General features: G+C 62.6%; 23 protein-coding genes, 2 tRNA genes and 1 pseudogene. 10 read left to right on the top strand and 16 right to left on the bottom strand.

The window, feature by feature from the left end; translation table 11 throughout:
• The first annotated feature begins 91 nt into the window (after positions 1–91).
• On the top strand, positions 92–679 hold the full coding sequence (locus HNQ08_RS19025; protein WP_184135735.1) for a TetR/AcrR family transcriptional regulator: 588 nt from the start codon (positions 92–94) through the stop codon (positions 677–679).
• Positions 680–730: 51 nt separating this feature from the next.
• On the opposite strand, the gene HNQ08_RS19020 is transcribed toward HNQ08_RS19025, so the two are convergent.
• Entirely contained in the window at positions 731–2098 is a 1368-nt protein-coding gene (locus HNQ08_RS19020; RefSeq protein ID WP_184135733.1) for a BCS1 and AAA domain-containing protein, read from the bottom strand.
• Between the two features lie 203 nt (positions 2099–2301).
• Positions 2302–2997, bottom strand: coding sequence for a Crp/Fnr family transcriptional regulator (locus HNQ08_RS19015; RefSeq protein WP_184135730.1), 696 nt, complete (start codon positions 2995–2997; stop codon positions 2302–2304).
• Between the two features lie 305 nt (positions 2998–3302).
• On the opposite strand from HNQ08_RS19015, the gene HNQ08_RS19010 reads away from it, so the two are divergent.
• Entirely contained in the window at positions 3303–5138 is a 1836-nt protein-coding gene (locus HNQ08_RS19010) for an acyl-CoA dehydrogenase C-terminal domain-containing protein (RefSeq protein WP_184135728.1), read from the top strand.
• A 626-nt stretch (positions 5139–5764) separates the two neighbouring features.
• Here the strand turns inward: HNQ08_RS19010 and HNQ08_RS19005 are convergent.
• Both HNQ08_RS19005 and HNQ08_RS19000 read right to left on the bottom strand, forming a co-directional pair.
• Complete coding sequence (locus HNQ08_RS19005) at positions 5765–6187, bottom strand: response regulator (RefSeq protein WP_184135725.1); 423 nt, start codon at positions 6185–6187, stop codon at positions 5765–5767.
• A gap of 800 nt (positions 6188–6987) precedes the next feature.
• The gene (locus HNQ08_RS19000) at positions 6988–7320 is read right to left on the bottom strand and encodes an aspartate/glutamate racemase family protein (RefSeq protein WP_184135723.1); all 333 of its coding nucleotides are present in this window, start codon (positions 7318–7320) and stop codon (positions 6988–6990) included.
• A gap of 468 nt (positions 7321–7788) precedes the next feature.
• Between HNQ08_RS19000 and HNQ08_RS18995 the strand changes: the two genes are divergently transcribed.
• On the top strand, positions 7789–8067 hold the full coding sequence (locus HNQ08_RS18995; protein ID WP_184135721.1) for a hypothetical protein: 279 nt from the start codon (positions 7789–7791) through the stop codon (positions 8065–8067).
• 1673 nt (positions 8068–9740) lie between these two features.
• Here HNQ08_RS18995 and HNQ08_RS18990 read toward each other — a convergent pair.
• Together HNQ08_RS18990 and HNQ08_RS18985 are read right to left on the bottom strand one after the other, a co-directional pair.
• A tRNA-Val gene (locus tag HNQ08_RS18990) sits at positions 9741–9815 on the bottom strand.
• A gap of 18 nt (positions 9816–9833) precedes the next feature.
• Positions 9834–9907, bottom strand: a tRNA-Cys gene (locus HNQ08_RS18985).
• 104 nt (positions 9908–10011) lie between these two features.
• On the opposite strand from HNQ08_RS18985, the gene HNQ08_RS18980 reads away from it, so the two are divergent.
• A complete protein-coding gene (locus tag HNQ08_RS18980) occupies positions 10012–10914 on the top strand; it encodes a glycerophosphodiester phosphodiesterase family protein (protein ID WP_184135718.1) in 903 nt (300 codons plus the stop codon).
• A 16-nt stretch (positions 10915–10930) separates the two neighbouring features.
• Here HNQ08_RS18980 and HNQ08_RS18975 read toward each other — a convergent pair whose 3' ends face one another.
• From HNQ08_RS18975 to HNQ08_RS18965, 3 genes are all read right to left on the bottom strand, one after another.
• Positions 10931–12148, bottom strand: coding sequence for an adenylosuccinate synthase (locus tag HNQ08_RS18975; protein WP_184135715.1), 1218 nt, complete (start codon positions 12146–12148; stop codon positions 10931–10933).
• 221 nt (positions 12149–12369) lie between these two features.
• Complete coding sequence (locus HNQ08_RS18970) at positions 12370–12795, bottom strand: secondary thiamine-phosphate synthase enzyme YjbQ (RefSeq protein WP_184135708.1); 426 nt, start codon at positions 12793–12795, stop codon at positions 12370–12372.
• A 60-nt stretch (positions 12796–12855) separates the two neighbouring features.
• The gene (locus HNQ08_RS18965) at positions 12856–13725 is read right to left on the bottom strand and encodes a peptidase associated/transthyretin-like domain-containing protein (RefSeq protein ID WP_184135706.1); all 870 of its coding nucleotides are present in this window, start codon (positions 13723–13725) and stop codon (positions 12856–12858) included.
• Positions 13726–13890: 165 nt separating this feature from the next.
• Between HNQ08_RS18965 and HNQ08_RS18960 the strand changes: the two genes are divergently transcribed.
• Positions 13891–15159, top strand: a complete 1269-nt coding sequence (locus HNQ08_RS18960) for a hydroxyacid-oxoacid transhydrogenase (RefSeq protein WP_184135704.1) — start codon at positions 13891–13893, stop codon at positions 15157–15159.
• Positions 15160–15167: 8 nt separating this feature from the next.
• Here the strand turns inward: HNQ08_RS18960 and HNQ08_RS18955 are convergent, their stop codons facing one another.
• The 3 genes from HNQ08_RS18955 to HNQ08_RS18945 are packed head-to-tail and all read right to left on the bottom strand — an operon-like array spanning position 15168 to position 16634.
• Complete coding sequence (locus tag HNQ08_RS18955; protein ID WP_184135701.1) at positions 15168–15524, bottom strand: YraN family protein; 357 nt, start codon at positions 15522–15524, stop codon at positions 15168–15170.
• Positions 15525–15543: 19 nt separating this feature from the next.
• Positions 15544–16221, bottom strand: coding sequence for an HAD family hydrolase (locus HNQ08_RS18950; protein ID WP_184135699.1), 678 nt, complete (start codon positions 16219–16221; stop codon positions 15544–15546).
• Positions 16218–16634, bottom strand: coding sequence for a putative dsRNA-binding protein (locus HNQ08_RS18945; protein ID WP_184135697.1), 417 nt, complete (start codon positions 16632–16634; stop codon positions 16218–16220). Before HNQ08_RS18945 ends, HNQ08_RS18950 begins: the two co-directional genes overlap by 4 nt.
• Before the next feature lie 39 nt (positions 16635–16673).
• Between HNQ08_RS18945 and HNQ08_RS18940 the strand changes: the two genes are divergently transcribed.
• The gene (locus HNQ08_RS18940; protein ID WP_184135694.1) at positions 16674–17192 is read left to right on the top strand and encodes a hypothetical protein; all 519 of its coding nucleotides are present in this window, start codon (positions 16674–16676) and stop codon (positions 17190–17192) included.
• Between the two features lie 70 nt (positions 17193–17262).
• A complete protein-coding gene (locus tag HNQ08_RS18935; RefSeq protein ID WP_184135692.1) occupies positions 17263–17490 on the top strand; it encodes a PspC domain-containing protein in 228 nt (75 codons plus the stop codon).
• Between the two features lie 247 nt (positions 17491–17737).
• Here HNQ08_RS18935 and HNQ08_RS18930 read toward each other — a convergent pair whose 3' ends face one another.
• The 3 genes from HNQ08_RS18930 to HNQ08_RS18920 all read right to left on the bottom strand — a co-directional run bounded on the left by HNQ08_RS18930 (position 17738) and on the right by HNQ08_RS18920 (position 19629).
• On the bottom strand, positions 17738–18049 hold the full coding sequence (locus HNQ08_RS18930; protein ID WP_184135690.1) for a hypothetical protein: 312 nt from the start codon (positions 18047–18049) through the stop codon (positions 17738–17740).
• Between the two features lie 33 nt (positions 18050–18082).
• Positions 18083–19192 carry a M20 family metallopeptidase gene (locus HNQ08_RS18925; protein ID WP_184135688.1) on the bottom strand — a complete coding sequence of 370 codons (1110 nt, stop codon included), beginning with the start codon at positions 19190–19192 and terminating at the stop codon, positions 18083–18085.
• Between the two features lie 125 nt (positions 19193–19317).
• Positions 19318–19629, bottom strand: coding sequence for a hypothetical protein (locus tag HNQ08_RS18920; RefSeq protein ID WP_229790107.1), 312 nt, complete (start codon positions 19627–19629; stop codon positions 19318–19320).
• Positions 19630–19931: 302 nt separating this feature from the next.
• Here HNQ08_RS18920 and HNQ08_RS18915 point away from each other — a divergent pair, with 302 nt between their 5' ends.
• From HNQ08_RS18915 to fumC, 3 genes are all read left to right on the top strand, one after another.
• Entirely contained in the window at positions 19932–21878 is a 1947-nt protein-coding gene (locus HNQ08_RS18915; protein WP_184135685.1) for a S9 family peptidase, read from the top strand.
• Between the two features lie 77 nt (positions 21879–21955).
• Positions 21956–22414 carry a hypothetical protein gene (locus HNQ08_RS18910; protein ID WP_194499977.1) on the top strand — a complete coding sequence of 153 codons (459 nt, stop codon included), beginning with the start codon at positions 21956–21958 and terminating at the stop codon, positions 22412–22414.
• A gap of 35 nt (positions 22415–22449) precedes the next feature.
• Complete coding sequence (gene fumC, locus HNQ08_RS18905; RefSeq protein WP_184135681.1) at positions 22450–23844, top strand: class II fumarate hydratase; 1395 nt, start codon at positions 22450–22452, stop codon at positions 23842–23844.
• 136 nt (positions 23845–23980) lie between these two features.
• Here the strand turns inward: fumC and HNQ08_RS18900 are convergent.
• Positions 23981–24676: pseudogene (locus HNQ08_RS18900) on the bottom strand (hypothetical protein); the annotation flags it as partial.

Genomic DNA, 24676 nt, shown 5'->3' with positions numbered 1-24676 from the left:
GAGGACACAACCCTCCTCGGTGACCCCACTATCTCTCTTTACTGACAAATCGTCAAGTGACACTTTGTCATAAATCTGTTAGACTTGATCCATGACTGCCCCTTCTGCACCGTCTCCCACCCGACGCCTGAGCGCGGAAAACCGCCGTCAGCAGATTCTGGAGACGGCGGCGGCGCTCTTTATCGAACGCGGGTTTGAGGCGGTGGGGATGAACGACATTGCCCGCGAACTGCAGACTTCACGCCCCACGGTCTACGCCTATTTCACGTCCACCCAGGACATGCTGCGCGCCCTGCTCGATGAGCGCCTGCCCGCCATGTGGGAACGGCTGCGGCCCATCCTGCCCACATCCGGCGAGTTTCGGGCCGAAACCTTCAGTGCGCTATTCCTGGCCCTGCTGCACGAGCACGAGCTGCTGCTTCTGCTACACAGCGGCGGCGGCCCGATTTTCCGCGAACAACGCGGCCATTTTTTGCAGCAACTGGGCGAGTGGATCGAACCGTATCGCCGAGCGGAGGCCAGACAGCCCCATATCCTTCACCTGATCACCCTCCTGCTGGAGGCGGCGGCGGTGGAGCAGGTGCGGGCAGACCGTGGCGCCGCAGATTCACAGGCACGGGCACGAGCGATAGGGCAGTTCATCGCCGGAGGCGTGGCGAACACAAAAAAGGCAACCTGAGCAACGCAACATGCCCGGCCCCGCCCTAACGGGTTTGCACTCAGGCATTGTTTAACCTATCAGCAAACGCAGTCTTGTCGGACAGGGTACTGTGGCCAGCGTCACGCCCGCCAGTTCGCCCCAGTCCCGGCGCACCCGTGCCCCATCGGCGCGGCGCTCCAGCAGGTATTCCTGCAACCGCGCCATGCTCAGCGTACCTTCTGGCACGCGGGCGGCCAGTTCGCCGGCCTCTGCCTTCGTCCAGTCCGGCCAGAAACGGCGCAACATTCCGGCCACCTGGCCCTGCGTGCCGTTGCCGATCAGCACATGGCGATCCGCGCGCCCGGGACGGATCAGCGCGGAGTCCAGTCCGGCCAGATCGTTGGTGGTCATGAAGGTCACGCGGCCCCCCTCACCTGCAGCCACACCGTCCAGAGCATTCAGCAGGCCATTGAAGGACAGTTTCACGCCTGGGGTGCGCGGTTCGCGGCCCAGGAACACGGCGTCGATGTCCTCCAGCAGCAACAGGGCGCGGCGTGGCAGTTCGCTCAGCAGGGCAGTCAGACGGTCATCGCTCAGGTCAGGCGTGGCGAGGTTCAGCACGCACACATTCAGCCCGAAGGCCCCGGCCAGTGCCGACACCAGACTGCTCTTGCCGTTGCCAGGGGGGCCGTGCAGCAGGTAGCCCCGGCGGTAGGGAATGCCCATCTGCGCGTACCACTCACGGTCCCCAAAGAAGCTGTCCAGATCGGTGTGCAGGTTGTCCAGCAGGCCATCAGCGTAGATCAGGCTGTCCAGCGGGCGGGCGGCGCGGCGCTCCACCAGTTTCCAGTTCTGGTACTCGGGCACGTAGATCTCGACGCGCCCGTCGCTGCGGCCCGCCGTGAAGTCATAGGCCTCGCGGAGCAGCTCGGCAATAATCGGGCGTGCCCCCGCCAGCATCCGGAAGGTCAGGCTATGGGTAAAGCCCAGAGCCTTGTGGTTGACGCCCTGCCGCTCGGTGCGCTGCGGGTAGGCCAGCATCCAGTGCCCTCGGAAGCGCAGCAGCGCCGCGCCGCTCAGCGGAACGAGACGGGCGGTGATCTCGTCGCCGTCGCGGTCCGTGCCGATGGCGACATTGTGGCCGCCCATGTGCTCGTTGAAGCGCGTCACCACGCCCAGATGGCGCAGGTGCCGTCCCACCGGTTGCGCCGCCAGCCAGGCGGCCAGCCACGGAAAGGCCGGATCATCGCCCTGAATGTCCAGCGTGACCGTGAAGCGTCGGTCCAGCCGCGAGAGCAGCTGTCCCGGCAGCGCGCGGGCGGACATGGCTGCCGCACTCAGCAGGCCGATCAGCAGACCACCCTGCGCCAGTTCATTTGTTGCCAGCGTGTGCCGCACCGTTTCGATCAACTCGGTCCAGACAGTGTGCAGAAGGTTGGAAAGGTCAGTGATGTTCATGGCTAGGTCCAAGGGAGGCGCAAAAGTATGCTTGTGCCTTCACAGTTAGCCTAGCGATGACCCTGCCGCCCCCGCCTGTGCCGAATGGCTCAGGCTAGAATGCGCGTGTGAGCTTAGCTGCCGCCTCGCCTGCTGGCTGGGGCGGCGCAAGGAGTGGCAGAAAAAAGCCCTCTCCACAGCTAGGAGAGCCGGGAGGCAGTCTGTCAGTTGCTCTGTTCGATGTACGCCTTCAGCGCATCCATGCGGACGATGATCGGAGTCCGGGCACGCACGATGGCCCCGTCCTGCTTGAGTTTGCCCAGCGAGTGGCTGACCGTCTCGCGGGTGGCCCCCACCATCCGGGCAATGTCTTCCTGGTTCAGTTTCAAGTTCAGCTCGACACCCTGGTTGTGCGGCCTGCCAAATTCGCGGGCCAGACGATAGAGCAGGCTGGCAACCCGCTCGGGGGCGCTGTAGGCGCTGACGGTGGCACTCCATGACTGGGCCTCGAACAGCCGGGCGGCCATCAGGCGGATCAGCTTCATGGCCAGATCAGGCTTGCTGTTCAGCAGAGACTGCAGTTCACTGCGGGGTAGCACGATCAGGGTGGTGCGTTCCAACGCCTCGGCCTGGGTGGGGCGACGTTCCTCGGGTTGCAGCAGCAGTTCGCCGAAGGTGTCATGTTGTCCGATCACGCCCAGGATCGCTTCCTTGCCATTGGGAAACAGCTTGCTGATTTTAACCAGCCCGCTCTTGACGAAATACAGCGCGTCGGCTGGATCGTCCATGCGGTAGACCACCTCGCCCGGACCGTACTGGCGATACGGGGTCGTGGCGGCCACCTTCTCCAATTCGGCAAGTTCAAGGTCGGCAAACAGCTCGGTGCGTTTGAGGTGCCAGACCAGGCTTGGATAGTTCATGATCTTCAGCAGGATACTCGAATTCAGCGACGTACGGGGCGGATGTACCGTCGCTAGGCAGAATGTCAAAGATGAAATGAAGGTAAACCCAGGGTCAGCCAGTGTAGGGGCACTGGGCTGAGCTATGAGCGTGGTGACATCGGGTCCGATTCACCCTCTGTTGATCACCCTAGAGAGTCATCGATGAAGACCCGGCCCGCGAGATTCGCGTGACTTTCGCCGTAAAAAGTTTTATACTCAGTCCAATCTACAGTGTCGGGTATCGTACCAACAGGGGCATGGGTCCCGCACCATAAGGAGTCTGCATGCCCACCTATAAAGCACCGTTGCGCGACATCAAGTTTCTGATGAATGAACTCTTGGACGCTCCCGCCGAGCTGGCGAAGATGCCCTATTACGGCGAGAATGACACCGCCGACGGCGCGCTGATCGAACAGGTGCTGGACGAGGCGGCCCGCTTCGTGGAAAGCGAACTGGTACCCCTGAACGTGGTGGGCGATCAGCAGGGCTGCGTGCGTCACGAGGATGGCGAGGTGACAACTCCAGATGGTTTCAAGGCTGCTTACGACAAGTACCGCAAGGCCGGCTGGACTGCGCTGGATGCCGATCCCAACTACGGCGGTCAGGGCATGCCACACTTGGTGTCCAACGTGTTGGTGGAGTTGCTGAACAGCGCCAACGTGGCCTGGAGTATGTATCCGGGCCTCAGCCACGGCGCATACAGCGCCCTGCATGCGGTGGGCAGCGACGAACTCAAGAACCTGTACCTCCCCAAGATCGTCTCCGGCGAGTGGACCGGGACCATGTGCCTGACCGAACCGCACGCGGGCACGGACCTGGGCATCATCCGCACCAAGGCCAAGGACAACGGCGACGGCACCTACGCGATCAGTGGCACCAAGATCTTCATCAGTGCGGGCGAGCACGACATGGCTGAGAACATCGTGCATCTGGTGCTGGCGCGTCTGGAAGGCAGCCCCGAAGGGACCAAGGGCATCAGCCTGTTCCTAGTGCCCAAGTACCTGCCCACCGCGGACGGCAAGATCGGCGAGCGCAACGGCGTGGTCTGCGGCAGTCTTGAGCACAAAATGGGCATCAACGGCAACGCCACCGCCCTGCTGAACTTTGACGAGGCCACCGGCTTTCTGGTGGGCGAGATCAACAAGGGCATGAACCACATGTTCATCATGATGAATGCCGCCCGTCTGGGCACCGGTTTGCAGGGGCTCGGACTGGGCGAGGTGGCCTACCAGAATGCGCTGGCCTATGCCAAGGACCGGCTGCAAATGCGCCACGCCCCCCGCGTAAATCCGTCGGAGAACGCTGACCCCATCATCGTGCATCCCGACGTACGCCGCATGCTGCTGACTGGCAAAGCGTACACCGAAGCGGGCCGCGCAATGGCGATGTGGCTAGCCTTGAGCATCGACACCGAGCACCACCACCCCAGTGAAACGGCCCGCCAGGAGGCCAGTGATCTGGTGGCGCTGCTGACGCCGATTGCCAAGGCCTTCATGACCGACAACGGCTTCAACATCGCCGTTCTGAGCCAGCAGGTCTTTGGCGGTCACGGGTACATCCGCGAGTGGGGGATGGAACAGTTCGTGCGCGACGCCCGCATCGGCCAGATCTACGAGGGCACCAACGGCATCCAGGCCTTGGACCTGCTGGGCCGCAAAGTGCTGATGGACGGTGGCAAGAAGCTGCAGAAGCTGGCCGGGGTGTTGCAGGAATTCGTGGACGCCAACGAGGACGATGAGCACATCGGCGAGTACGTCACGGCACTGGGCAAGGCCGCGCAGCAACTGGGCAGCATCACCATGGTGGTGGGCCAGAAAGCCATGAGCGGAGAGGGCGCTGCCGACGAAGTGAACGCTGCCGCCGTGGACTATCTGCGCTTCTTCGGTCACGTAGTGTACGGCTACCTGTGGGCACGCATGGCGAAGGTCGCTCAGGCCAGGATTGACGCCGGACAGGACCAGGACGGCTTCTATCTGGGCAAGGTGCAGACGGCGAAGTTCTACTTCACCAAGCTGTTTCCCGAGATCAAGACACTGGCCGCGACCATCAAGGCTGGCAACGAGCCGCTTGCTGTCGATGACCGCGTGTTCGGTCTGGAGCGCGAACTCGTCACCGCCTGAGCATTCATAACGCATGGAGCGGCGCTTACCCCGTTAGGGCAAGCGCTGTTTCTATTGCATCCTAGAGGAGGGGTGAAGACGCAAATTCCGACTGCATAGGAAGATCATGGACTGTCCACGCTGGAGCCTGTGACTCAGAGACTAACGTGCCAGACAGGCCTATCTTGACGCCCTGTCCTGCTGTGCTTGCGAGAAGCACTGGGGACTAGGTGGGGCTCTCTGTGCCGAGTTGCTCAATAGTCTTGACACGCCCTGTTGCAATGCGCCGCTGGCATAGCCGCTTCTGCTATCAATCCCTTCTTCAAGACGCCAATTACGCCTCTCACGCTGAGTGCCACGTCAACATGCGCTCCAAGCGTTGTCAGGCTATGACGACATTGGTTCCATTAGCGCCCAATCCAAACTTCGGATTGAGTTGGTGAGTCGGACAAGACTGACGAATTCAGTGGCTTCGCCGTCTGTGGGCCTGGTTATTACAGCGTCTACGGCACCCATCTGATGTTGTGCACCAATGTAGTGGTTCTCGAACCTGGCTTAACAGCCCTCTACACCCTCCAGTGAGCATGTTTTGCCCTATTGGATGCAAAAGCAGAGTTAAGCCAAACGCGCTGGCTCTTCCGGGAGAATTAACCGTTACCGTGTTTGACGGTCCGACTGGCCTGCCAATAGTGCAGCACCTTTTCAAGCTGTTCCAGAAAACCGGCAAAACTCGATGACTTGACCAGATAGGAGCTGGCGTGCAGGGTGTAAGCCTCACTCACGTCTTGCTGCGCGCTGGACGTGGATAGGATGACCACCGGAATATGCACCAGATGCGGAGCCTGCTTCATCTCGCGGAGCAATTCAAAGCCACTCATACCGGGCATATTGAGGTCTAGCAGCACCACATCAGGTTGAAATTCAGGGCGATGTAGCAGTTCCAGCGCTTCCCGCCCACCTCCGACGCAAGTTAGCACGCAGTCCGGGCACAGATGTTCAAACGCCTCCTGGGCGAGCAGTTGATCCTGCAAACTGTCATCCACGAGTAGGTAATGGAAGGGGAGCGACATTCCCCCAATCATAAAGCCTATGGGGCGCCCGTCGGATGTGCTCTGATACAGAAAATCCAGCCAAGGACGCTCAAAAACGGGAAAATCTGTTAATTCAGAACGTGCCTTTTGAGCGTGTAAACGGCTTAGGCGACTCGGGACATCTTCTGGCCAACGGGTGCAATCCCAGAATGGGCACGGGTAGATGTATCAAACGGGGTACAAACTTGAAGCTGCGCCACTGGAATAAGCCGCCTTATGGGCCGTGGAGCCAACAGCAGCCCGATGGCTACAATGCCGAGCAACACGATCAGAAGGAGACTCACCATGCCCAGCAGTATGTCAGTGCAATTCCCTCTTGCCCATTACGAATGGCTTCATTAGTGGCTGATCTCCTGCTCATTTCGGTACCACTAGGCAAAGCATGGCACTTGAGACTGAAAGATGCAGAACAGGAAACCTCAGCTCGAAAGCGACTTCTGTGTGACGTATCCAGGCAGATCTGAACCGCTAACCCCTGCAGCATCACTCTGGTTGAACAAGGCCAATCAGGCGTAAATGAGGCAAATTGGAACTGTCATTGTGCATCCATCGCTCTCCAGTCTTTCCCTGGATGTAATAGCGGTAAAGAGCAAGCCCTGCTAAATTTTCCTTCTCTACTGTCCTTGGCCGAGCTCAGCTGGTCAAGCACGTTAGCGGCGCACTTAACCTGACTTGTGCCGCGGTGTATGACCGATAAATATCGCGGAGTCTGGTCTTGAGGTCACAACGTTACTCTGCGCCCACCTGATCTTCCGCTGGTATTTAAACCTAATCGAATCTCATCCCAATCTGCCAAATTCACCGTGCAGGAGCGGAATACGGACGGCCGCCTCGACGTCATGGGCCATCCGGTGCATGGTATTGGAACAGATCAGGAGAAAATCTGCACCCCCACGCTCCAGCCGGCGTGCGCTGTCGATGAGTACCGCCGCCGCTTGATCCCAATCACCCAGGCGCTGGAACCGCTCAATCTCTTCGAAATTGACCGTGTGCATGAGGCTCACGGCGGACCACAACCCACCCAGCCGATCACGAACAGTTTCGTTGATGAGACGGTAATACTGCGCGCTGGATTCCCAGAACAGGCCGCCAATCAGACCGATGGTCTTCATAGCTTCCCCCGCAGGTGACTTGAACCGGAGTGGCGAGAATGGAAAGGGGATGGCGTAAAGATTTGAACTGGTTGGATGTCCATAGGTCTCCCTGTCAGAGTTACCACGAACAGGCAAGGAGTGAACATCTACCGGAGCAGGCTTTGAAAGGGCCGTTCAGCTCTAGCAAATCCGCGAGACCTTAACACGGGCGCTGTGTATTGAGGTCTTTTCGAATCCCACCTCATGCTGTACCAGTTGAGATTGTCTCTCTAGCTCTGGTGTATGGTCTTGGAAAGATATTGGAGCAAAATCTAATTGCAAGCTTGGAATGGACTTCCCCTTCAGAATGAGCGGGCAGGCAAAGCAACGAGGCAGGTAGCCGGTGGGTCAGGCGCTCTTCTCATATTCCCTTTAGACGGCATTGAGCATTCACTTAAGGGTAGAATTGTGACGGGGACGAAACTAGGGTCTGACTAGCCTGACTAAATGTCGAGATATACTGTCCAAAGCTTTTCCTGTCGAGGACACAAGATTGAAGTGGTAAGGGAGCGCAGAAACTTACCATACATCTCAAAGTTCGAGCTCCGGCCCGGTGTTCAGGTGCGCTACGGCCTGAAATTCGACGGTCAGATCACGGATTGGTCTGGTTTTGTTGAAGCCACGGATGATCAGCTGTCCGCGAGAAAGATGGTGGGGCTGGGTTTACGGCGGGCGCTTGATCTTGAGCACAACCAGGAGCCCCCGGGAGCATTTTCCGCCGCCTGAGCAACCTTCCCTATGTGGGAGCAACGCGAGACTCGAACTCACCTGTCAGATTCAAAGCTGGACAGGGAGCTGATCACCAACAGGCAAGACATGCGGCAGTCGCCGGGTGCACCCGACGGCATAGAACAAGCTCATTCCAAAGGGCTGTCCAGGCTTTGAAATTCGCTACAGCTCGAGATTCGATGGCCAGATGACGAACTGATGTGCTCTATCCGAGCCACCCAGGACGGTCAGCCATGAAATTCATGCGCCTTGGGCCAGCGACGCGCGCACCGGCAGGGTACAGAGAGGAGCCGGGTTTAGTCTCCCCCGCCGCCTACATCCCATGGGGCCAACGACAGCGTTCACCACCACCCAACTATGACCGTCAGCCATAAAAAAGCCCCACGTAGTGTGGGGCGGTCTTCCTGCCTTCACTTGGGCAGGTCGTCGTTGTTGGGATGGTGCAAGCTTAGCCCGCCTGCTGTCACAGAGGTATGACGTTCGTCCCTGACACGAAAAAAACGCTCTGCAGGACACTTACAGTTTGACTTTTCTGAGGCCCCAACAACTACACTCCGACATCCCCCTATATCTGCAAGTGGCATGGCATTCGGGGTCCATCGCATCACGGCCCTGACGTAGCGCCAAGCTTCCTCCGCCTGATCGTCACCCATTGACTACAGCCAGCGTCGGCACAACTAATCTGCGTGATTACACGCGCAGCGCAGACGAGTCTTAGCTACAGCTCTCGCACAGCCGACTGCCAGGAAGGCCAAGTGACGTTGAGGCGTCTGGTAGGGATTCGCCCAGGCTCAAGCGGTCGAAGCCACCATCGGGACTATAGTGAGCGTTTATACCATCGATACCGTCATATCTCAGGCTCTGAGTGCCTATTTGATGTGGTTGAGTTCGGCTCCACATTGGTGCAAAATACACTTCATTAGCCCAGGCACACCGAAGGAAGAATGAGGAGCACACTCTCCGAAAGTGATCTTCCGAAAATTTAGGCAAGCCCGCACAGCGTGCGCTGGCCCAGAGGGGCTATACCCATCTTAAACAACTCACGTCAGTGACCGAAGCTGAGCTCCTGAGCTTGCACAGTATAGGTCCAAAAGCTGCTGAGCGCTTGCGTGAGGCACTGGAGGGCAAAGGTCTGGCCTTCGCATCACCTGACAACAAGTAGACCTTCTTCTGTGTGTTTATCGGTACTGAACCTTCCAGAGTGCTTCTGGAGTGGGATGTTTAGTCACAGCTCCGTTTTCAGCACCTCGGCACCAGCGCTTCACGGCATGACCTCTCGGCCGGCCGCGCGGCGCTCCAGCCACTGCTGTCGAGCAACACGCGGCTGCTCCCTCACGTCGTATAAGTCATAAACGTGTCGTCGACATACTTGCCAGCGTAGGCTTCCCGTTTGTAGCTCTACCACCGACTGGGCTGAAGCGCACCCGTGGTCAGCCCTCATGCAGCGGACGCGGGGCCCGCTCGATACGCCTTGGCCTCTTTGCAGACCTTGCCGGGCACCAAGTTGTCATGATCAAGAGACAGCAACGTTGAGCCTGACCCAGCCGCTGACCCGCGATCCAATCAATAGAGCCCCACTGGTCCGCTGAAAAAGCAGGTTGCTGTTCCCTTTCAATTAAAACCACCTTAAAGGCACAAAAGAAAAAACCCGCTCTAGGAGCGGATTTGTCTGGTAGACCCGAGCAGATTTGAACTGCTGACCCCTACAGTGTCAATGTAGTGCTCTACCCCTGAGCTACGGATCTGAAAAAGGGCACAAATGTTGGAGGCGCTGACCGGATTCGAACCGGTGGTGGAGGTTTTGCAAACCTCTGCCTTACCACTTGGCTACAGCGCCGAACTGCAAGCCGCCTTCTGGCAGGGCTTTCCTCTCCAGCGCAAAGAATGTTAGCACGCCCCCGCAGGACTGTAAACCGGTGGGCGGCCCGCTAAACTACCCACATGAAAAAGCGGGGTTGGGCAGGGGCGGGCGTGCTGGCACTGGGGCTGCTGGGAGCGCTGGGTGGGTGCGGCAACCCCACACAGACTGATGCGAACCCGGCTAATCCGCTGATCACCGGGCGTGTCTGGAATGTGGCGCACCAGGGGGGCGAATTGCTGTGGCCCAGCAACACCATGCTGGCCTTCCGAAACGCGGCAGCGCTGGGCGTGGACATGCTCGACACGGACATGCATGCCACGAAGGACGGCGTGCTGGTGCTGTCACATGACGACACGCTCAACCGCCTGACCGACAGGCAGGGCAGGATTGAAGATCTATCCCTTGCCGAAGTACAGGCGGCAGATGCGGGCTACACCCTCTCGCCCGACGGTGGCCAGACCTTTCCCTTCCGGGGTCAGGGGATTCGCGTCGCCATGCTGTCGGAACTTCTGACCACGTTCCCCAATCTTCCGATGTCCATCGAGATCAAGCAGGTGACGCCGAGCCTGGGGGCTCCCTTTTGCAAGGCACTGAGGGACGCGGGAGCCACCTCACGCGTGGTTGTCTCCAGCTTCAGCGACGTGGCAATGGGGGATTTCCGCGCGGCGTGTCCCGAAGTGCTGACCAGCATGACCGAGAAGGAGTTGCGTCCGCTGGTGCTCCTGAGCAAGGTGGGGTTGAGTGGGCTGGCCCCCGTGCCAGGCAGGTCGGCACAGGTGCCCCTGACGGGCGGCGGCCTCACGGTGGTCACGCCGGCTTTCGTGAAGGCCATGCACCGCCGGGGCGTGTCCGTCCAGGTCTGGACCATCAACGATGAGGCCACCATGCGCCGCCTTATCCAGATGGGCGTGGACGGCATCCTGACCGATGATCCGGCCCTGCTCAAAAGAGTGCTGGAAGAGGTTGGGCAGGCGAAGAACTAGCCGCCCAGCCACCCTTTCAGTTCCAGCTCACCGCACCGTAGGTCTGTTCGCGGGCCGGACCGCACGAGAAAATTACCACTGGGCAATTCACGGTTTCCTCGATCAGGTCCAGGTACGCCTGGGCCTCCCTGGGCAGGGTATCGCGGCTATCGGCGCCATCGGTGGTGGCCCAGCCGGGCATGTTCTTGTAGACCGGTTGGCCGTCCGCGTCGTAGGCCACGCACACTGGAATGCGGTCCAGACCTGCCAGAATATCCATCTTATTGATGACCAGACCGTCCAGGCCATTCACGTCCACCGCATACTTCAGCAGGGCCAGGTCCAGCCAGCCCACACGGCGAGGACGCCCGGTGGTGGTGCCGTACTCGTCCCAGGGCTTGCTCCCGTCACCACGCAGGCGCAGGATTTCCTCGTCCCCCAGCACTTCCGTGACGAAGGGGCCGTGGCCGACGCGGGTGTTGAAGGCTTTGGCCACGCCGTAGACCCGGTGGAGCGCCTTGTGATTGACACCCGCACCCACCAGAATGCCGCCCACGGTGGGGTGCGAGCTGGTCACGAAGGGGTAGGTGCCGTAATTCAGGTCCAGCAGCGTGGCCTGCGCGCCCTCGAACAGCACGTTGCGGCCCTCGCTGATGGCCTGCCGGAGTTGTGTCCCGGTATCCTGCACGAAGGGCAGCAACGCCTCGCGGGTGGGCGCCAGGGCATCCAGCGCCACCTCCACACTGGTCCATCCCGCGTCACGGGTGCTGTTGGGTTTGGCCTCTAGCAGCCGTTCCAGACGCTCACGCAGTACCCCATCATCGGCCAGATCTCCGAAGCGCAGGCCCACACGGCGGGCGCGGTCCGCGTAGGCCGGGCCGATCCCACGCCCGGTGGTCCCCACGAAATCCTTGCGCCCATCCACGTACTTGTGGTGTGGCAAAACCAGGTGCGCGCGGTCGCTGATCCGCAGTTCCGGGTCAATGCCCGCGCTCAAGAGGTTCTGGCGTTCTTCCATGAACTTGGCCGCGTCGATGACCATGCCGTCACCCAGGATGCTGACCGCGCCGGGATGCAGCACGCCGCTGGGCAGCAGGTTGAGCTTGAAGGTCTGCCCTTTGGCCGTCACCGTATGCCCGGCGTTCGCGCCGCCCTGAAAACGCACCACGAATTCCGCCTGCGGGGCCAGGAAATCCGTGATCTTCCCCTTGCCCTCGTCGCCCCACTGCGCCCCTAAAATTGCAATTCCAGGCATCTCAGCCCTCCGGCCGTGCACGCAGACTTGCTTCCCTCTGCCCCGGCCCTCTCGGCACGACGCAAAAAAAAACACGGCGCACGGCACCGTGCCTCAGCCTAACGGATGGCGACGGAAACGGGGTGAGGTTGTGTAGGAGGAGTGAGGTCAACGCGCGCGGGGAGAGAACAAACAGCCCATGCAGGCGGTCACACCGCAGCCCCCCTCAGGACACTACCTCTTCACCTCCCTTCTCCCATCAACGTCAGGAGCAGCCGCCGCGACCCGCCGTGATCGCGATGCTCGCACAGGTAGATGCCCTGCCATGTCCCCAGGGCCAACCGACCATCCCGCACAGGCAGACTCAAGCTGGCACCCAGCACACTCGCCTTGATGTGCGCGGCCATGTCGTCATCACCCTCCAGGGTGTGTTCAAACCCAGTCCAGCCGTCGGGGACGGCGTGGTTGAAATAGCGCTCGAAATCGCGCCGCACGTCGGGGCTGGCATTCTCGCTGACCGTCAGACTGGCGGAGGTGTGCTGGATGAACACCTGGAGCAGCCCCACCCGCATCCCGGCAATTTCGGGCAGCGCCGTCATCACCTCCAGCGTGATCAGGTGAAAGCCGCGCGGATGAGGCTTGAGGGTCAGGTCACGCTGCAGCCACATGGCCCCAGCGTACGGCGTCTGGGCGGCTGTGTGGTCAAGTCCTGTGTGCCGAAGGGCGGCTCAGCGGGCCAGGCCCACCGTCAGGTTGGCGGTGTAGCCGGCCCTTGCGCTGCCGCTCATGGTCGGCATCTGGCTGCCGACACCATCGCTGAATACGTTGTCGCTGCTCAGGGTGATGCGCGACAGGTTGCCCCCGCTGGCGGCATATGGGGCGGTGGCGTAGACCGCGGCACAGGCGGCCTGCGGCAGCGCCAGCTGCGAGGTCTGAATCCGGTTGGCGGCGCTGGTGGCCGAGGCCAGGGTGGGATAGACCTCGAAATGAATGTGTGGCCAGCGGCCCGGATAACAGCCTGGAAAGACGGTCTGGAAGGTCACCGTGCCATCTGCCCGCGCCGTCTGGACGCCGCGCAGATAGTCCTCAGCCACGATGTTGCGCGAGTACATCGAGTACTCACCGTCGTCCGTACAGTGCCACACGTACACCGCGTAGCCCGGCAGCGCGGCGCAGCTGGCATTGACGTTCACCAGCTTCAGGTTCAGCGTCAGCGGGACGCCCGTGGCCACATGACCCGTGCCCAGGCTGGTCCGCAGGTCACGCCGGACGATGCCTGAACGGGTCAGCACGTTCAGCGACTGGCCCGAGGCAGCCGAGCCGTCGGCCGGATAGGGTCCGGCGGTTTCGCCCGGAATGGCGGCGGGGCAGGCACCGCTCCCTTTGCTGCCCGCAACCGCGATACCCGTCCCACGGGCCACCGCGCCGCCGCCCATCAGCAGGCCGATCCCGCCCAGCAGGCCCAGGCCCAGCACCCTGCGACGGTCCAGTGGGGGCCGCAGCAACATGCCGGCGTCGGCCTGCAGTCCCAGATTGTTCAGGTCATCGTGGTGGTCATGATCGTCGGCGGGATAGGCGGTCAGGTGGCGCTGTGTCATGGTGGTTCTCCTTTGGGCGCGGTCCGGGCACTGGGAGATGCGCCGCGATGCCACCGGTTCTAATGGCTTTTTGTTCAGGGACCGTGCAGCCCCGTCGTGGCTTCTTCGTATGGTGACAGCGCGCGTCAACCAGTTGCTACAGTCGGCTTCATCGGGAGGAACACCATGAACGACGAGCGGGAAAGGATTTTTACCGTCGAAGCCACGCCGGTCAAGTTCGGGCCGGGCGCGGCGCTGGAAACGGGCTGGGAGCTGCGGCGGCTGGGCGCACGGCGGGTCTTTTTTGTGGTGGACCCCGAAGTGCTGAGGCTGGGGCTGGCCGAGGCTGTGCTGAACAGTGCCCGGGATGAGGGGATCGAGACCACGGTGTATTCGGACGTGGAGACCGAGCCGACGCTGGCCTGCTTCGAGCGGGCGGTGGCAGCGGCGCGCGAGGCGGGGGCCGACGCTTTCGCTGCACTTGGAGGCGGCAGCGCCATCGACCTTGCCAAGGTGGCAAATCTGGTGGTCTCTGACGGCGGCGGGATCATGGAGTACGTGAATGTGCCGGTGGGCGGGGGGCGTCAGCCTGGCGCAGCGCTGCGCCCCCTTCTTGCCATCCCCACCACGCCCGGCAGCGGCTCCGAGGCCACCACCGTCGCGATCCTCGATCTGCCGGAGTTGCGAATCAAGACGGGCATCAGCCACCGTCGCCTGCGCCCCACACAAGCTGTGGTTGACCCGGAGCTGACCCGCAGCGCGCCCCCCGCCGTGATCGCCTCGGCAGGACTGGACGTCGTGTGCCACGCTGCCGAGAGCTTCCTGAGCCGCCCCTACACCAGCCGCACGCGTCCCACCACGCCAGGCGAACGTCCGCCGTACCAGGGCAGCAACCCGGTGGCCGATCTATGGTCCGCGCAGGCCATCCGCAACGGTGGGCAGTTTCTGCGCCGCGCCGTCAAGGATGCGGACGACCCTGAGGCCAGAGGAGCCATGATGCTCTCGGCGACCATGGCGGGTGTGGGCTTCGGCTCGGCGGGCGTGCACATTCCCCACGCCTGCGCCTATCCGATTGCGGGCCTGAAGCACGACTACCGTCACCCCGGTTATCCCGGCCAGAAACATTTCGTCCCGCATGGCTTCAGCGTGATCGTCACCGCGCCCGCCGCCTTCCGCTTTACCTTCGACAGCGATCCAGCGCGGCACATTCAGGCGGCCTCCATGCTGACCGGGCAACACTACGCCACAGATGACCGGAACGCCCTGCCAGACGCACTCCTGACCCTGATGCGCGATGTGGGCTCCCCGCTCAGCGTACGTGAATTCGGCTACGACGACTCTGACATTCCCGCACTGGTGGACGGGGCCATAAAGCAACAGCGCCTGCTGAACGTCGCCCCGCGCACGCCCACAGCGGACGATCTGGCGCAGATCTTCACGGAGTCCATGGCTTAAGGCAGCGGTTACCCCTCCACGTTCAGCAGCCGGATCTCCCCTGTGGCCGCCGCACCGTCGATGGTCAGCACCTCCAGACGGCAGGGCAGATCGTCGCGGCCCAGCTCGCGGGTCAGATATTCCAGCGCGGCCCGCTCCATCAGTGCCAGTTTGCGCGGCGTGACGCTCTCGGCGGCGCTGCCGTAGCGGGTCTGGCGACGCTGGCGAACCTCGGTGAAGACCAGCGTGCCGCCCGTTCCAGCGGCAGCCTCACGCGAAACGATGTCGATCTCGCCCCCCGGAATACGGTAATTGCGCGCCAGCACCTCGCGGCCCAGCCCCAGCAGGTGGGCGGCGGCGCGGTCCTCGGCGTCCGCCCCTTTCACGGGAAGACCCTGCGGTTTGCTAACTCAGCCACGTGGCCCAGCCCGTGAAGTCCGGCACCGCCAACTTAGCCCCAGCCGCCAGCAACGCCCCTTCGGAGGCGGTGGTGGTCAGGGCCACGACACGGCAACCCGCCCCGGCAGCGCTCCTGACCCCATTCACAGCGTCCTCGTGGGCCAGGCAATCGGCGGCCTTCAGCCCCAGCCGCTGTGCGCCCAGCAGGAAGGGTTCCGGGTGAGGTTTGCCGCGCGTGACATCCTCGCCCAGCACACGCTGACCGAAGCGTTCGCCCAGGCCCAGCGCCGCCATCCCGAACTCCACGTTCACGCGGTCAGCACTGGTGACCAGGCTGTAGGGAATGCCACGGCCTTCCAGCACGTCCAGGTAGGTACTGAGGCCCGCGACCTCGCGCAACTGGCCCAGGGCCAGATCGCGGTAACGGCCCTCCTTGGCCTCATGAAAGCGGGAGATCAGCTCGGCGTCCGGGGCCTGGCCGGTCAGGCGCTCGATGATTTCCGGGTTGCGCCCGCCGTCCACCTTGGTGTCCAGATCATGCTCGGTCAGACTCAGGCCCAGCACCTCGGCGGCCACCTCCTGCCAGGCCTGGCGGTGAAAGGCGTTGTTGGCAGTCAGCACGCCGTCCATATCGAACAGCACGCCCGCCGGACGCCACGGCCAGCTCACTGTGCCCTCTTTCATTGGCCGTCTTCCGGACCATGGCCCAGTTCACCCAGCAGGTCGCGGTACAGCCGGGCAGCGTCGGCCCGCACCTCGTCCAGGGTGGCGTCCTCGGGCGCGAGGTCTAGGGCCGCTTCCAGCGCGGCTTCCAGCACGCCGGAGTAGATCGGCCAGCGGAGAGGGACGCCCACCTGGTCTTCCGGCAGCTCCGCGTTGCTGACGCCGTCCAGCGCACGCAGGGCCGCCTCGGCCGCCAGCCGCTCGGCGTCTTTCTTGCTGCGCCCCTCGCCGCCCACCCCCAGCACCTGCCCGCTGGCGATCACCTGCACGCGGAAGGTGCGCTCGTGCGGGGGACCGTGCGACTCGGTCTCGAAGATCGGTGTCCCCTGCCCCTGATTGAGCAGGCGCGCGATCAGTTCACCCTTGGCATTCATGGCCCCAGACTAGGGCATCGGGACGCGTTAACCTGCCCCATGCGCCCGCTCCTGACCCTGCTGCTCGTTCTCTGCACTGCCTGGACAGGGGGGCTGGCCCAGAGCCCAGGGCAAGTGCCGGCACAGCCGCCCGCCCCGCCATTCACCCACCCTATCGAGCCGGGTCAGGTATGGACCCTGAACGCGGTCACGGCAGAAGGTGAGACCTTCCAGACCACGCTGCACCTCGGCCCCCAGCCGCCGCAGGGGACGCCCGCCACCTACCGCGCCGATCGGGGTGTGTTGCTGCTGGACCAGCAGCACGGCTCGCTGATTGCCCTTGATCTGGCCGACGCCCAGGACGGCGGACTGGCACTGGCCTGCGCCTATGTCGGCCCGCTGGACGCCCGGGTATTCGAGGGCGTGCTGGCCGCCGCCCCACTCAAAGACCTGCCTCCGCTGCTGGAAGCGGCCCTGGCCGTCTTCGAGGTCGCCAGCACCCCCGAAACCCGCGCCGAGGCCAGCGCTGAATTGCGGCTCGGGCATTGCAGGCTGACACTCCAGCCCCAGGTGCGCTGACTTTAGATGGAGGAAAAACCTCCACCGAAAGGCTGTTTCGCACTATTCACGGACGGCGCAGACTGCGCCTATGGAAAAGAAGCTGATTCGTGACATGGACAGGAAAGTTCTCGGCGGCGTGGTGGCGGGCCTGCAGCGCACCTATGCCCCACAGATGGACCTCTCGCTGCTGCGGGTGCTGGTGGCGGTGGGCAGCATCCTGCTCCTCCCAATTACCCCCGCCGTGATCGTGGCCTACGGCGTGCTGTGGATCGTCGCGCCACGCTCGGACCGGAGGTCGCTGCAATCCCTGGCCTAAACGCTGAGCGGAGGCCACCGGAGAGAGTTCCTCCGGTGGCCTCCTGCTGTCATAGGGTCTTCCCTCCTCCATCCCACCAACTGGATTAAAAGGGCAGATCGGACAGGGTCATCCTGGTCAGTGGGATGGTTTTGGCAGGAGGGAGACGGTTCCATGCTTCGACCAAACCAAGTTGCCTCTCCAGGCCGGTTTGAGGCCTCACGTCGAGGCTACGGCCTCTGCCCGCTGCTGGCCACGCGGGTGGAGGTCAGCGGTCACGGCCTCCGTCCTCCCATTCGGCAACTGGCACGAACTCCACCCCGTCCCCCGTGGTGGAGAGCACCTGATAGCGGTTGTTGAACTGCACCACCAGTTCGCCCCGGTCCAGATGCTGCGGCGAGACCACCGGCTTGCGGAACACATAATTGCCGTCGTCGTCAATGCCGATATGGGCGCCCTTGGTGAAACGGAACTCGACGATCTCGCCGTGACGAACCGTGCGAACCCGCACACGAAAGGTCTGGGCGTCGTCCTGCTTGACGTTGGGATTGGCGGGCGGTTTGCGGAACAGGTTGAACATAGGGCCTCCTGGCGGGGATAGGGACGGGACGGCTCAGACCTCCTTGAGCAGGCGGGTCAGCAGGCGCACATGGTCTGGCCAGCGGTCCAGACGGATATGTTCGTGACTGGCATGTGCGCCGTCGCCTGGGGCGCCCAGACCGTCCAGGGTGGGCGAGAGCGGCGCGGTGAAATTGCCGTCGCTGCCACCGCCCACGACTTCGTGGCCTAGCGTGAAGCCCAGCTCCTGCGCAATAGCCTGTGCCTGCTCGAACAGACGCATGGTCGCCTCGCCCTGCTCGAAGGGAGGCCGGTTCAGGCCGCCCCCGACGGTCAACTTGACGCGCGGATCGTCCGGGGTCAGGGTCTGCACGGCGGCGGTGACGCGCTCGGCCTCGGCCAGGGTGGACACGCGCAGGTCAATATCCAGCACACACTCGGCAGGCACCACATTGACGGCGCTGCCTCCCCGGATCAGCCCCACACTGACGGTGGTACCGATCTCTGGCCGGGCCAGCGCCTGCACGTCCAGCACGGCCTTTGCCGCTGCCGTGATCGCGCTGGCTCCTTCCTGCGGCTTGTTCCCAGCGTGGCTGGCAACGCCCTGAAAGTGCAGGGAAAAATGCCCGGTGCCCTTGCGCCCGGTCTTGAGGTGGTGATTGTCGGCCACGGGGGGCTCCACCACCAGCACGGCGCGGGCCTGCCGTGCGGCGGCCTCAATGTGCGCGCGGCTGCTGGCGCTGCCCGTTTCCTCATCTGGTGAGAGCAGCACCTGAATGCCACCCGCAGGCCAGTTACGGTTCAGGCTCCGCAGGGCATGGAACAGGCCCACGATGCCCCCTTTCATATCGTAGGTGCCAGGGCCGTACAGCCGGTCCTCCTCCTCGCGCCAGGGCATCGTCTGCAGGGTGCCGTGCGGCCATACGGTATCGGCGTGCGTCAGCACCAGAACCGGCTTCTCGCCGTGCCCGGTCCCGAAATTGAACAGCCGGGTGCCGCCCGGCAGCGCGTGGGTTTCTGCGCCCAGATCGCGCGCCCAGCCCTCTACCACGTCCATGACGCGCGAGATGGCCGCCAGATCGGTGGACGGCGATTCAATCGTGACCAGGGTCCGCAGATCGGTCAGCATGGCTTTCAGTTCCGGGTGATCGGCTGGAGATGACATGGCCGCATGCTACTGCGGCTCAGGCCAGCGCCAAAAAGACCTCAGCACGGCACCCTGCATGAAAAAAACCTCCAACAGCGCGTTGGAGGTCTGGGCACCTGACCTGATGGGCCAGGGGGCGCGGGTCAGGTGAGCAGGGCAATCTGCTGAGCCGTGACCTTGAGCTTTGCGCGGCCCTTGAGGTACAGGTCATGGACAGCTTCCTTGCCGAAAATGCGGCCCAGATGGGTGCTGGTCACTTCCAGCATGCGTTCGCCGCCGCGCTCAGCGCTGATCTTGAGGCGGACAATGTTGGTGGTGCCGGGGACCCAGCTGCAGAGCATGTCATGCAGGGCCGCCGACGTCTGCACAGCTCTGGGCAGGCTGCGGGAAGACAGGGGGGTCATCGTGGCGGTGGACTGCTGGGGGCGGGGAGATGAAGGGAGTGGGGCAGTCATAATGGGCCTCCAGATCAAACGAAAATCAATGCGCAGTGCTTCGAGTTGCCGACATCGGTCCCGGCTCCAAAACGCCAGGCCAGACCTCTCAACAGGAGCGCTGAAGAATGAACGCCGCGCCGCGAAACGGGGCTATGCCTGAAGATTGGACACGGTGGTACCGATATGTCTAGCCTAACTGACTGCTTTCTGATGATCAGGAGTTTGGACCCAATTGGTCTTGACCATTTCGTCATGAATTTCTGCGTGCCCTCAGGCAAAACATGCTTTGTGCGGCCCTGGCAAGGGCTATTCTGCGGGCCATGTCCAATTCACTGCCCGGCCCCGACAGTCTGCTCGCCCTGGCCTTTCCCTCCGATCCACAGGTCAGCCCTGACGGTCAGAGCGTTGCGTTCGTGCTGGCCCGGGTGGACGAGGAAGACCCGCAGAAGCCTGACAAAGACTTCGCCAGGCCGCGTTACAAGGCCCATCTGTGGTTCAGTAATGGTGGCCAGCCACGACAGCTCACGCATGGTGAGGGCCGTGACAGCTCGCCGCGCTGGTCGCCCGACGGCGGGACGCTGGCCTTCGTGCGGGGCAGCCATGGGCGGGCAGGACAGCTCCACCTTCTGCCCATGGCTGGGGGCGGGGGCGAGGCCCGGCGCGTGACTGAGTTTAAGGGCGCCGTGCAGGACGTGCAGTTCAGCCCCGATGGGCGCTACCTGTCCTTCTTCAGTGGGGGCGCCGACGAGGACAAGCGCGACGAGCGCGGCGAGGCCCGCGTGATCACCCGCCCGCGTTACCGTTTCAACGGGCGTGACTGGCTGCCCGAACGCCCGGCCAGGTTGTGGCGCTACGACCTGCAAACCGAGGAGCTGACCGAATGGCTCGCCCCCACAACCGAGATTGGCGGCTACGCCTGGCAGCCGGATTCAGGCGGTGTGCTGTTCATGTCCAGCACGGACGAACTGAAAGCCACCCAGGGCCAGCAGGAGGTCTTCCGCCTGTCGTTGGGCGGTCAGCCCGAGCAGCTCACGCAATGGAATTCAGCCATCAGCACATTGATTCCGCATCCGGATGGGCAGCGCTTTGTTCTGGTGGGGCGACCGGAAGGAAAGGGAAGTCCGGAAAACAGTCATCTGTTTCTGGTGGAGACCGACGGTTCCTGGCGGCAACTGGACAAGGGTCACGATCACGGCGTCGGCAATATGGTGGGTGGCGACTGCCACGTGGGAGCGCTCCCCGAAAAGCCGGTTTGGCTGGATGACCAGACCCTGCTGTTTTCCAGCACCGTGCGCGGCAGTTGCGGCCTGTTCCGCGTGACCCTGGACGGCGAGGTCACGCCCAACGATCACCACCCGCAGACGGTGATCCCCTCCTTCACGGCGCGGGGCGGCGGCGTGGCGCTGATCCGCGAGCAGGCTGACCGTTTCCCTGAGGTGGAGCTCAACGGCACCCAGGTGACGAAGCTGCATGACCGTCTGACCTTCCCCGTCCGGACCCCCGAGCGTGTGACCTTCCAGAATGAATTGGGCGAGGGCGAGGGCTGGGCGCTGCTGCCAGAGGGTGAGGAGAAGGTTCCAGCCCTGCTCAGCATCCACGGCGGCCCGCACACCGATTACGGCCACGCCTTCATGCACGAGTTCCAGCTGTTCGCGGCGCGCGGCTACGGGGTGTGCTACAGCAATCCACGTGGCAGTGCCGGCTACGGGCAGGCCTGGGTGGACGACATCCACGGGCGCTGGGGCGGCCCCGACATGGACGATCTGTTGAATTTCTTTGACCGCTGCCTGGAGACGCATTCGCGGCTCGACGGGAAGCGGAGCGCCGTGATGGGCGGCAGCTACGGCGGCTTCATGACCAACTGGATCACGGGCCACACCACCCGTTTCCAGGCAGCCATCACGGACCGCAGCATCTGCAATCTGCTCAGTTTTGGCGGCACCTCTGATATCGGGCTGCGCTTCTGGGACGATGAACTGGGCCTGAACTTCCACCGCCGCGCCGACGCCATGAAGCTGTGGGACATGAGCCCACTGCAGTACGTCGAGGACGTGAAAACGCCCACGCTGATCGTGCACAGTGTGCTGGATCACCGCTGCCCCATCGAACAGGCCGAGCAGTGGTATGCCGCCCTGACTTTGCACGGTGTTCCGGTGCGGTTCGTGCGCTTCCCCGAGGAAAACCACGAACTGTCACGCGCGGGCCGCCCGGATCGTCGTATCAAGCGGCTGGAGGAGTACCTGGGCTGGTTGGAGGAGTGGCTCTGAGCGTAAGGACCCTCAGTCTTCTCTGCCTAGCCCTGGGTGGGGGAGCGCTGGCAGGCGGCGCAGAGCCATCTCAGCCTTTGACGCGCACGAACGTTTTGCGACAGATTCCGGGAGTCAGTGACGTGCGTGGCTTTGCGCCGCCGTTCTTCAAGGGGGCCACCCACCAGATAAGCATGCGTGTCGGCTCCAGCACCACCGAGATACTAGGCTCACTGGGCATCACAGACGGCAGCAGGCAGATCAACTCGCTGCTGCTGTGGATCGAGAAGCCACAGGCAACCGCCTTGCAGAAACAGGCGATGGCAGCGGTCGCACGTGGACTTCTGCTCCGCTGCATGGTAGGGGTCAGCAACGCGCAGCTTGGAGGGGTGAGTGCGATTGTCAGGCGCCCCTGGATGATCAGGGGCTTTCAGGAGAAAGTCCTGGGGCAACTCCACATAGGCTGGGGGGAGGGGGAATCCTTGCAGGTGGGTCCCCAGTACGTGAGCGGCCTGAGCCTGCTGTGGCCTGGCAATCTCAGCCGCTGCGAGTTGTAAATTCTGTCCTCGCGTCCTGGTTTAAACTCCTCCCTATGACCCAAACCCGCAAGGAATCCGACACGATGGGCACGCTGGACGTGGCCGCAGACCGCTACTGGGGCGCACAGACCGAGCGCAGCATTCACAATTTCCCGATTGGCCGCGACACCTTCGTCTGGGGACGCCCGATCATCCGGGCGCTAGGCATCCTCAAGAAGGGGGCGGCGCAGGCCAACGCCGAACTGGGCGAATTGCCCCAGGATATCGCTGACCTGATCGTGCAGGCCGCCGATGAGGTGATCGCCGGGAAACTGGACGATCACTTTCCGCTGGTGGTTTTTCAGACTGGATCGGGCACCCAGAGCAACATGAATTCCAATGAGGTCATCTCCAACCGGGCCATCGAGATTGCAGGCGGCGAGATGGGCACCAAACAGCCGGTGCATCCCAACGATCACGTCAACCGGGGCCAGAGCAGCAACGACACTTTCCCCACCGCCATGCACATCGCTGTGGTGCTGGAGTTGAACGAGCGCCTTTACGGCGACGTGGGCAAGCTACGCGACACGCTGCACGCCAAGGCCCAGGAATTTGCAGACATCGTGAAGGTGGGCCGCACGCACCTGCAGGACGCCACCCCCATCACGCTGGGCCAGGAAATCGGCGGCTGGGTGGCGCAACTGGACTACGCGCTGGCCGAGGTGCGGCACGCCGGGGAAGGCCTGCTAGATCTGGCCATCGGTGGTACGGCAGTGGGGACGGGCCTGAATGCACACCCTGATTTTGGTGATCTGGCCGCAAAGAAGTACGAAGCCGAAACGGGCTTTGCCTTCCGCAGCGCAGAGAACAAGTTCGCCGCCCTGAGCGCCCACGACGCCCTGGTGCAGACCTCCGCCGCGCTGCGAACGCTGGCAGGCGCACTGATGAAGATGGCGAACGACGTCCGCTGGCTGGCGTCCGGACCGCGGAACGGCATCGGCGAGATCACCATTCCCGAGAATGAACCAGGGTCCAGCATCATGCCGGGCAAGGTCAACCCCACCCAGTCTGAAGCACTGACAATGGTGGCGACGCGCGTGTTCGGTAACGATGCCACTGTGGCCTTCGCCGGATCACAGGGCAATTTTCAGCTCAACGTTTTCAAGCCGGTTATGGTTCACGCCGTGCTAGAGAGCATCCGCCTGATCAGCGATGCTTGCCTGGCCTTCAATGACCACTGTGCAGCAGGCATCCAGCCGAACCTGGACAGGATCAGGCAAAACCTGGACATCAACCTGATGCAGGTCACCGCCCTGAACAAGCACATCGGCTATGACAAGGCAGCGGCCATTGCCAAAAAAGCGCACAAGGATGGAAGCAGCCTCAAGCAAGCAGCATTGGACCTGGGCTACGTGACGGCTTCGGAATTCGACGAATGGGTGGTGCCGATGGAGATGACCCGGAACTGAAACACGCACCACAGGGTCTCTGACCACACTGAAGCAGTTAGAAATCAGAGTGAAGCGAACAAAGAGAGGATCTGCCATAAAGGCAGATCCTCTCTTATTGCTCGTCAGGGAGCAGATACTTTCTAAATGTTAACTCCTACTTGGGACCGACACTGAGGCCAGCGGCGCGGAACTTGCTCTGCCACAGGCTGTACTCCTGCTTCTCGGTGTCCAGCGTGACCGCACCGGACCAGGACTTGTTGTTGTAGCAGGTGCTGGTGCAGTCGGCGAACCAGGTGTTGTTCAGCCAGGTGGTGTTGTTGGTGTTGACCCGCGTCCAGCCGATCACGTTGTTGTACACCGTGTTGTTGAACCACGTGCCCTTGCTCTTGCCCTTCAGGACATCCCAGACATAGATGCCGACGTTCTGGGACTTGTTGATGTGACCGGTGGGCAGGCGTCCGCTCGACAGGACGCGGTTGTTGAACACCTTGTGGTCATGCCCGCCCGCGATCCCGATGCCCTGGTTGGAGGTGCTGACGATCTGGTTGTTGTACACGTCGACGTAGCCGCCCGCCTTGCTCAGATTGTCCACCGGACCGTCGCCCAGCATGATCCCGCCGCCGGAGTACGCTGCAGCCGAACTCGGGTCCACCGCGAAGGCCCCCTGAATGTAGTTGTCGTGGATCTGCAGGCGGCTGCTCGAGGTGCCGCTGGTCGAATACAGGTTGATGTTCTCTTCCAGCGAGCTCTTGCCAGGCTCGTTGATCACCTCGTTCCAGGCGATCTCCATACCGGCCACGCCTTGAACCTTGGCCAGTTGCGCGAACTGGACGCGGTAGCGGTCCCCGTT

Origin of the sequence: Deinococcus humi, assembly GCF_014201875.1 — a bacterium.
GTDB classification, from domain to species: Bacteria; Deinococcota; Deinococci; order Deinococcales; family Deinococcaceae; genus Deinococcus; species Deinococcus humi.
The sequence above is the reverse complement of the archived record's forward strand: the minus strand, read 5'-3'. Positions and strand labels throughout refer to the sequence as shown.

Excerpts from the sequence above, each read along its gene's own strand:
- HNQ08_RS19005 (WP_184135725.1), bottom strand. The coding sequence starts at position 6,187 with ATGTCGCTCCCCTTCCATTACCTACTCGTGGATGACAGTTTGCAGGAT.
- HNQ08_RS18980 (WP_184135718.1), top strand. The coding sequence starts at position 10,012 with ATGAAAAAGCGGGGTTGGGCAGGGGCGGGCGTGCTGGCACTGGGGCTG.
- HNQ08_RS19020 (WP_184135733.1), bottom strand. The coding sequence starts at position 2,098 with ATGAACATCACTGACCTTTCCAACCTTCTGCACACTGTCTGGACCGAG.
- HNQ08_RS18930 (WP_184135690.1), bottom strand. The coding sequence starts at position 18,049 with ATGTTCAACCTGTTCCGCAAACCGCCCGCCAATCCCAACGTCAAGCAG.
- HNQ08_RS18920 (WP_229790107.1), bottom strand. The coding sequence starts at position 19,629 with ATGACTGCCCCACTCCCTTCATCTCCCCGCCCCCAGCAGTCCACCGCC.
- HNQ08_RS18940 (WP_184135694.1), top strand. The coding sequence starts at position 16,674 with ATGCGCCCGCTCCTGACCCTGCTGCTCGTTCTCTGCACTGCCTGGACA.
- HNQ08_RS18970 (WP_184135708.1), bottom strand. The coding sequence starts at position 12,795 with ATGTGGCTGCAGCGTGACCTGACCCTCAAGCCTCATCCGCGCGGCTTT.
- HNQ08_RS18995 (WP_184135721.1), top strand. The coding sequence starts at position 7,789 with ATGTCGAGATATACTGTCCAAAGCTTTTCCTGTCGAGGACACAAGATT.
- HNQ08_RS18915 (WP_184135685.1), top strand. The coding sequence starts at position 19,932 with ATGTCCAATTCACTGCCCGGCCCCGACAGTCTGCTCGCCCTGGCCTTT.
- HNQ08_RS18960 (WP_184135704.1), top strand. The coding sequence starts at position 13,891 with ATGAACGACGAGCGGGAAAGGATTTTTACCGTCGAAGCCACGCCGGTC.
- fumC (WP_184135681.1), top strand. The coding sequence starts at position 22,450 with ATGACCCAAACCCGCAAGGAATCCGACACGATGGGCACGCTGGACGTG.
- HNQ08_RS18945 (WP_184135697.1), bottom strand. The coding sequence starts at position 16,634 with ATGAATGCCAAGGGTGAACTGATCGCGCGCCTGCTCAATCAGGGGCAG.
- HNQ08_RS18975 (WP_184135715.1), bottom strand. The coding sequence starts at position 12,148 with ATGCCTGGAATTGCAATTTTAGGGGCGCAGTGGGGCGACGAGGGCAAG.
- HNQ08_RS18950 (WP_184135699.1), bottom strand. The coding sequence starts at position 16,221 with ATGAAAGAGGGCACAGTGAGCTGGCCGTGGCGTCCGGCGGGCGTGCTG.
- HNQ08_RS19000 (WP_184135723.1), bottom strand. The coding sequence starts at position 7,320 with ATGAAGACCATCGGTCTGATTGGCGGCCTGTTCTGGGAATCCAGCGCG.
- HNQ08_RS19025 (WP_184135735.1), top strand. The coding sequence starts at position 92 with ATGACTGCCCCTTCTGCACCGTCTCCCACCCGACGCCTGAGCGCGGAA.
- HNQ08_RS18925 (WP_184135688.1), bottom strand. The coding sequence starts at position 19,192 with ATGTCATCTCCAGCCGATCACCCGGAACTGAAAGCCATGCTGACCGAT.
- HNQ08_RS19010 (WP_184135728.1), top strand. The coding sequence starts at position 3,303 with ATGCCCACCTATAAAGCACCGTTGCGCGACATCAAGTTTCTGATGAAT.
- HNQ08_RS18965 (WP_184135706.1), bottom strand. The coding sequence starts at position 13,725 with ATGACACAGCGCCACCTGACCGCCTATCCCGCCGACGATCATGACCAC.
- HNQ08_RS18935 (WP_184135692.1), top strand. The coding sequence starts at position 17,263 with ATGGAAAAGAAGCTGATTCGTGACATGGACAGGAAAGTTCTCGGCGGC.
- HNQ08_RS19015 (WP_184135730.1), bottom strand. The coding sequence starts at position 2,997 with ATGAACTATCCAAGCCTGGTCTGGCACCTCAAACGCACCGAGCTGTTT.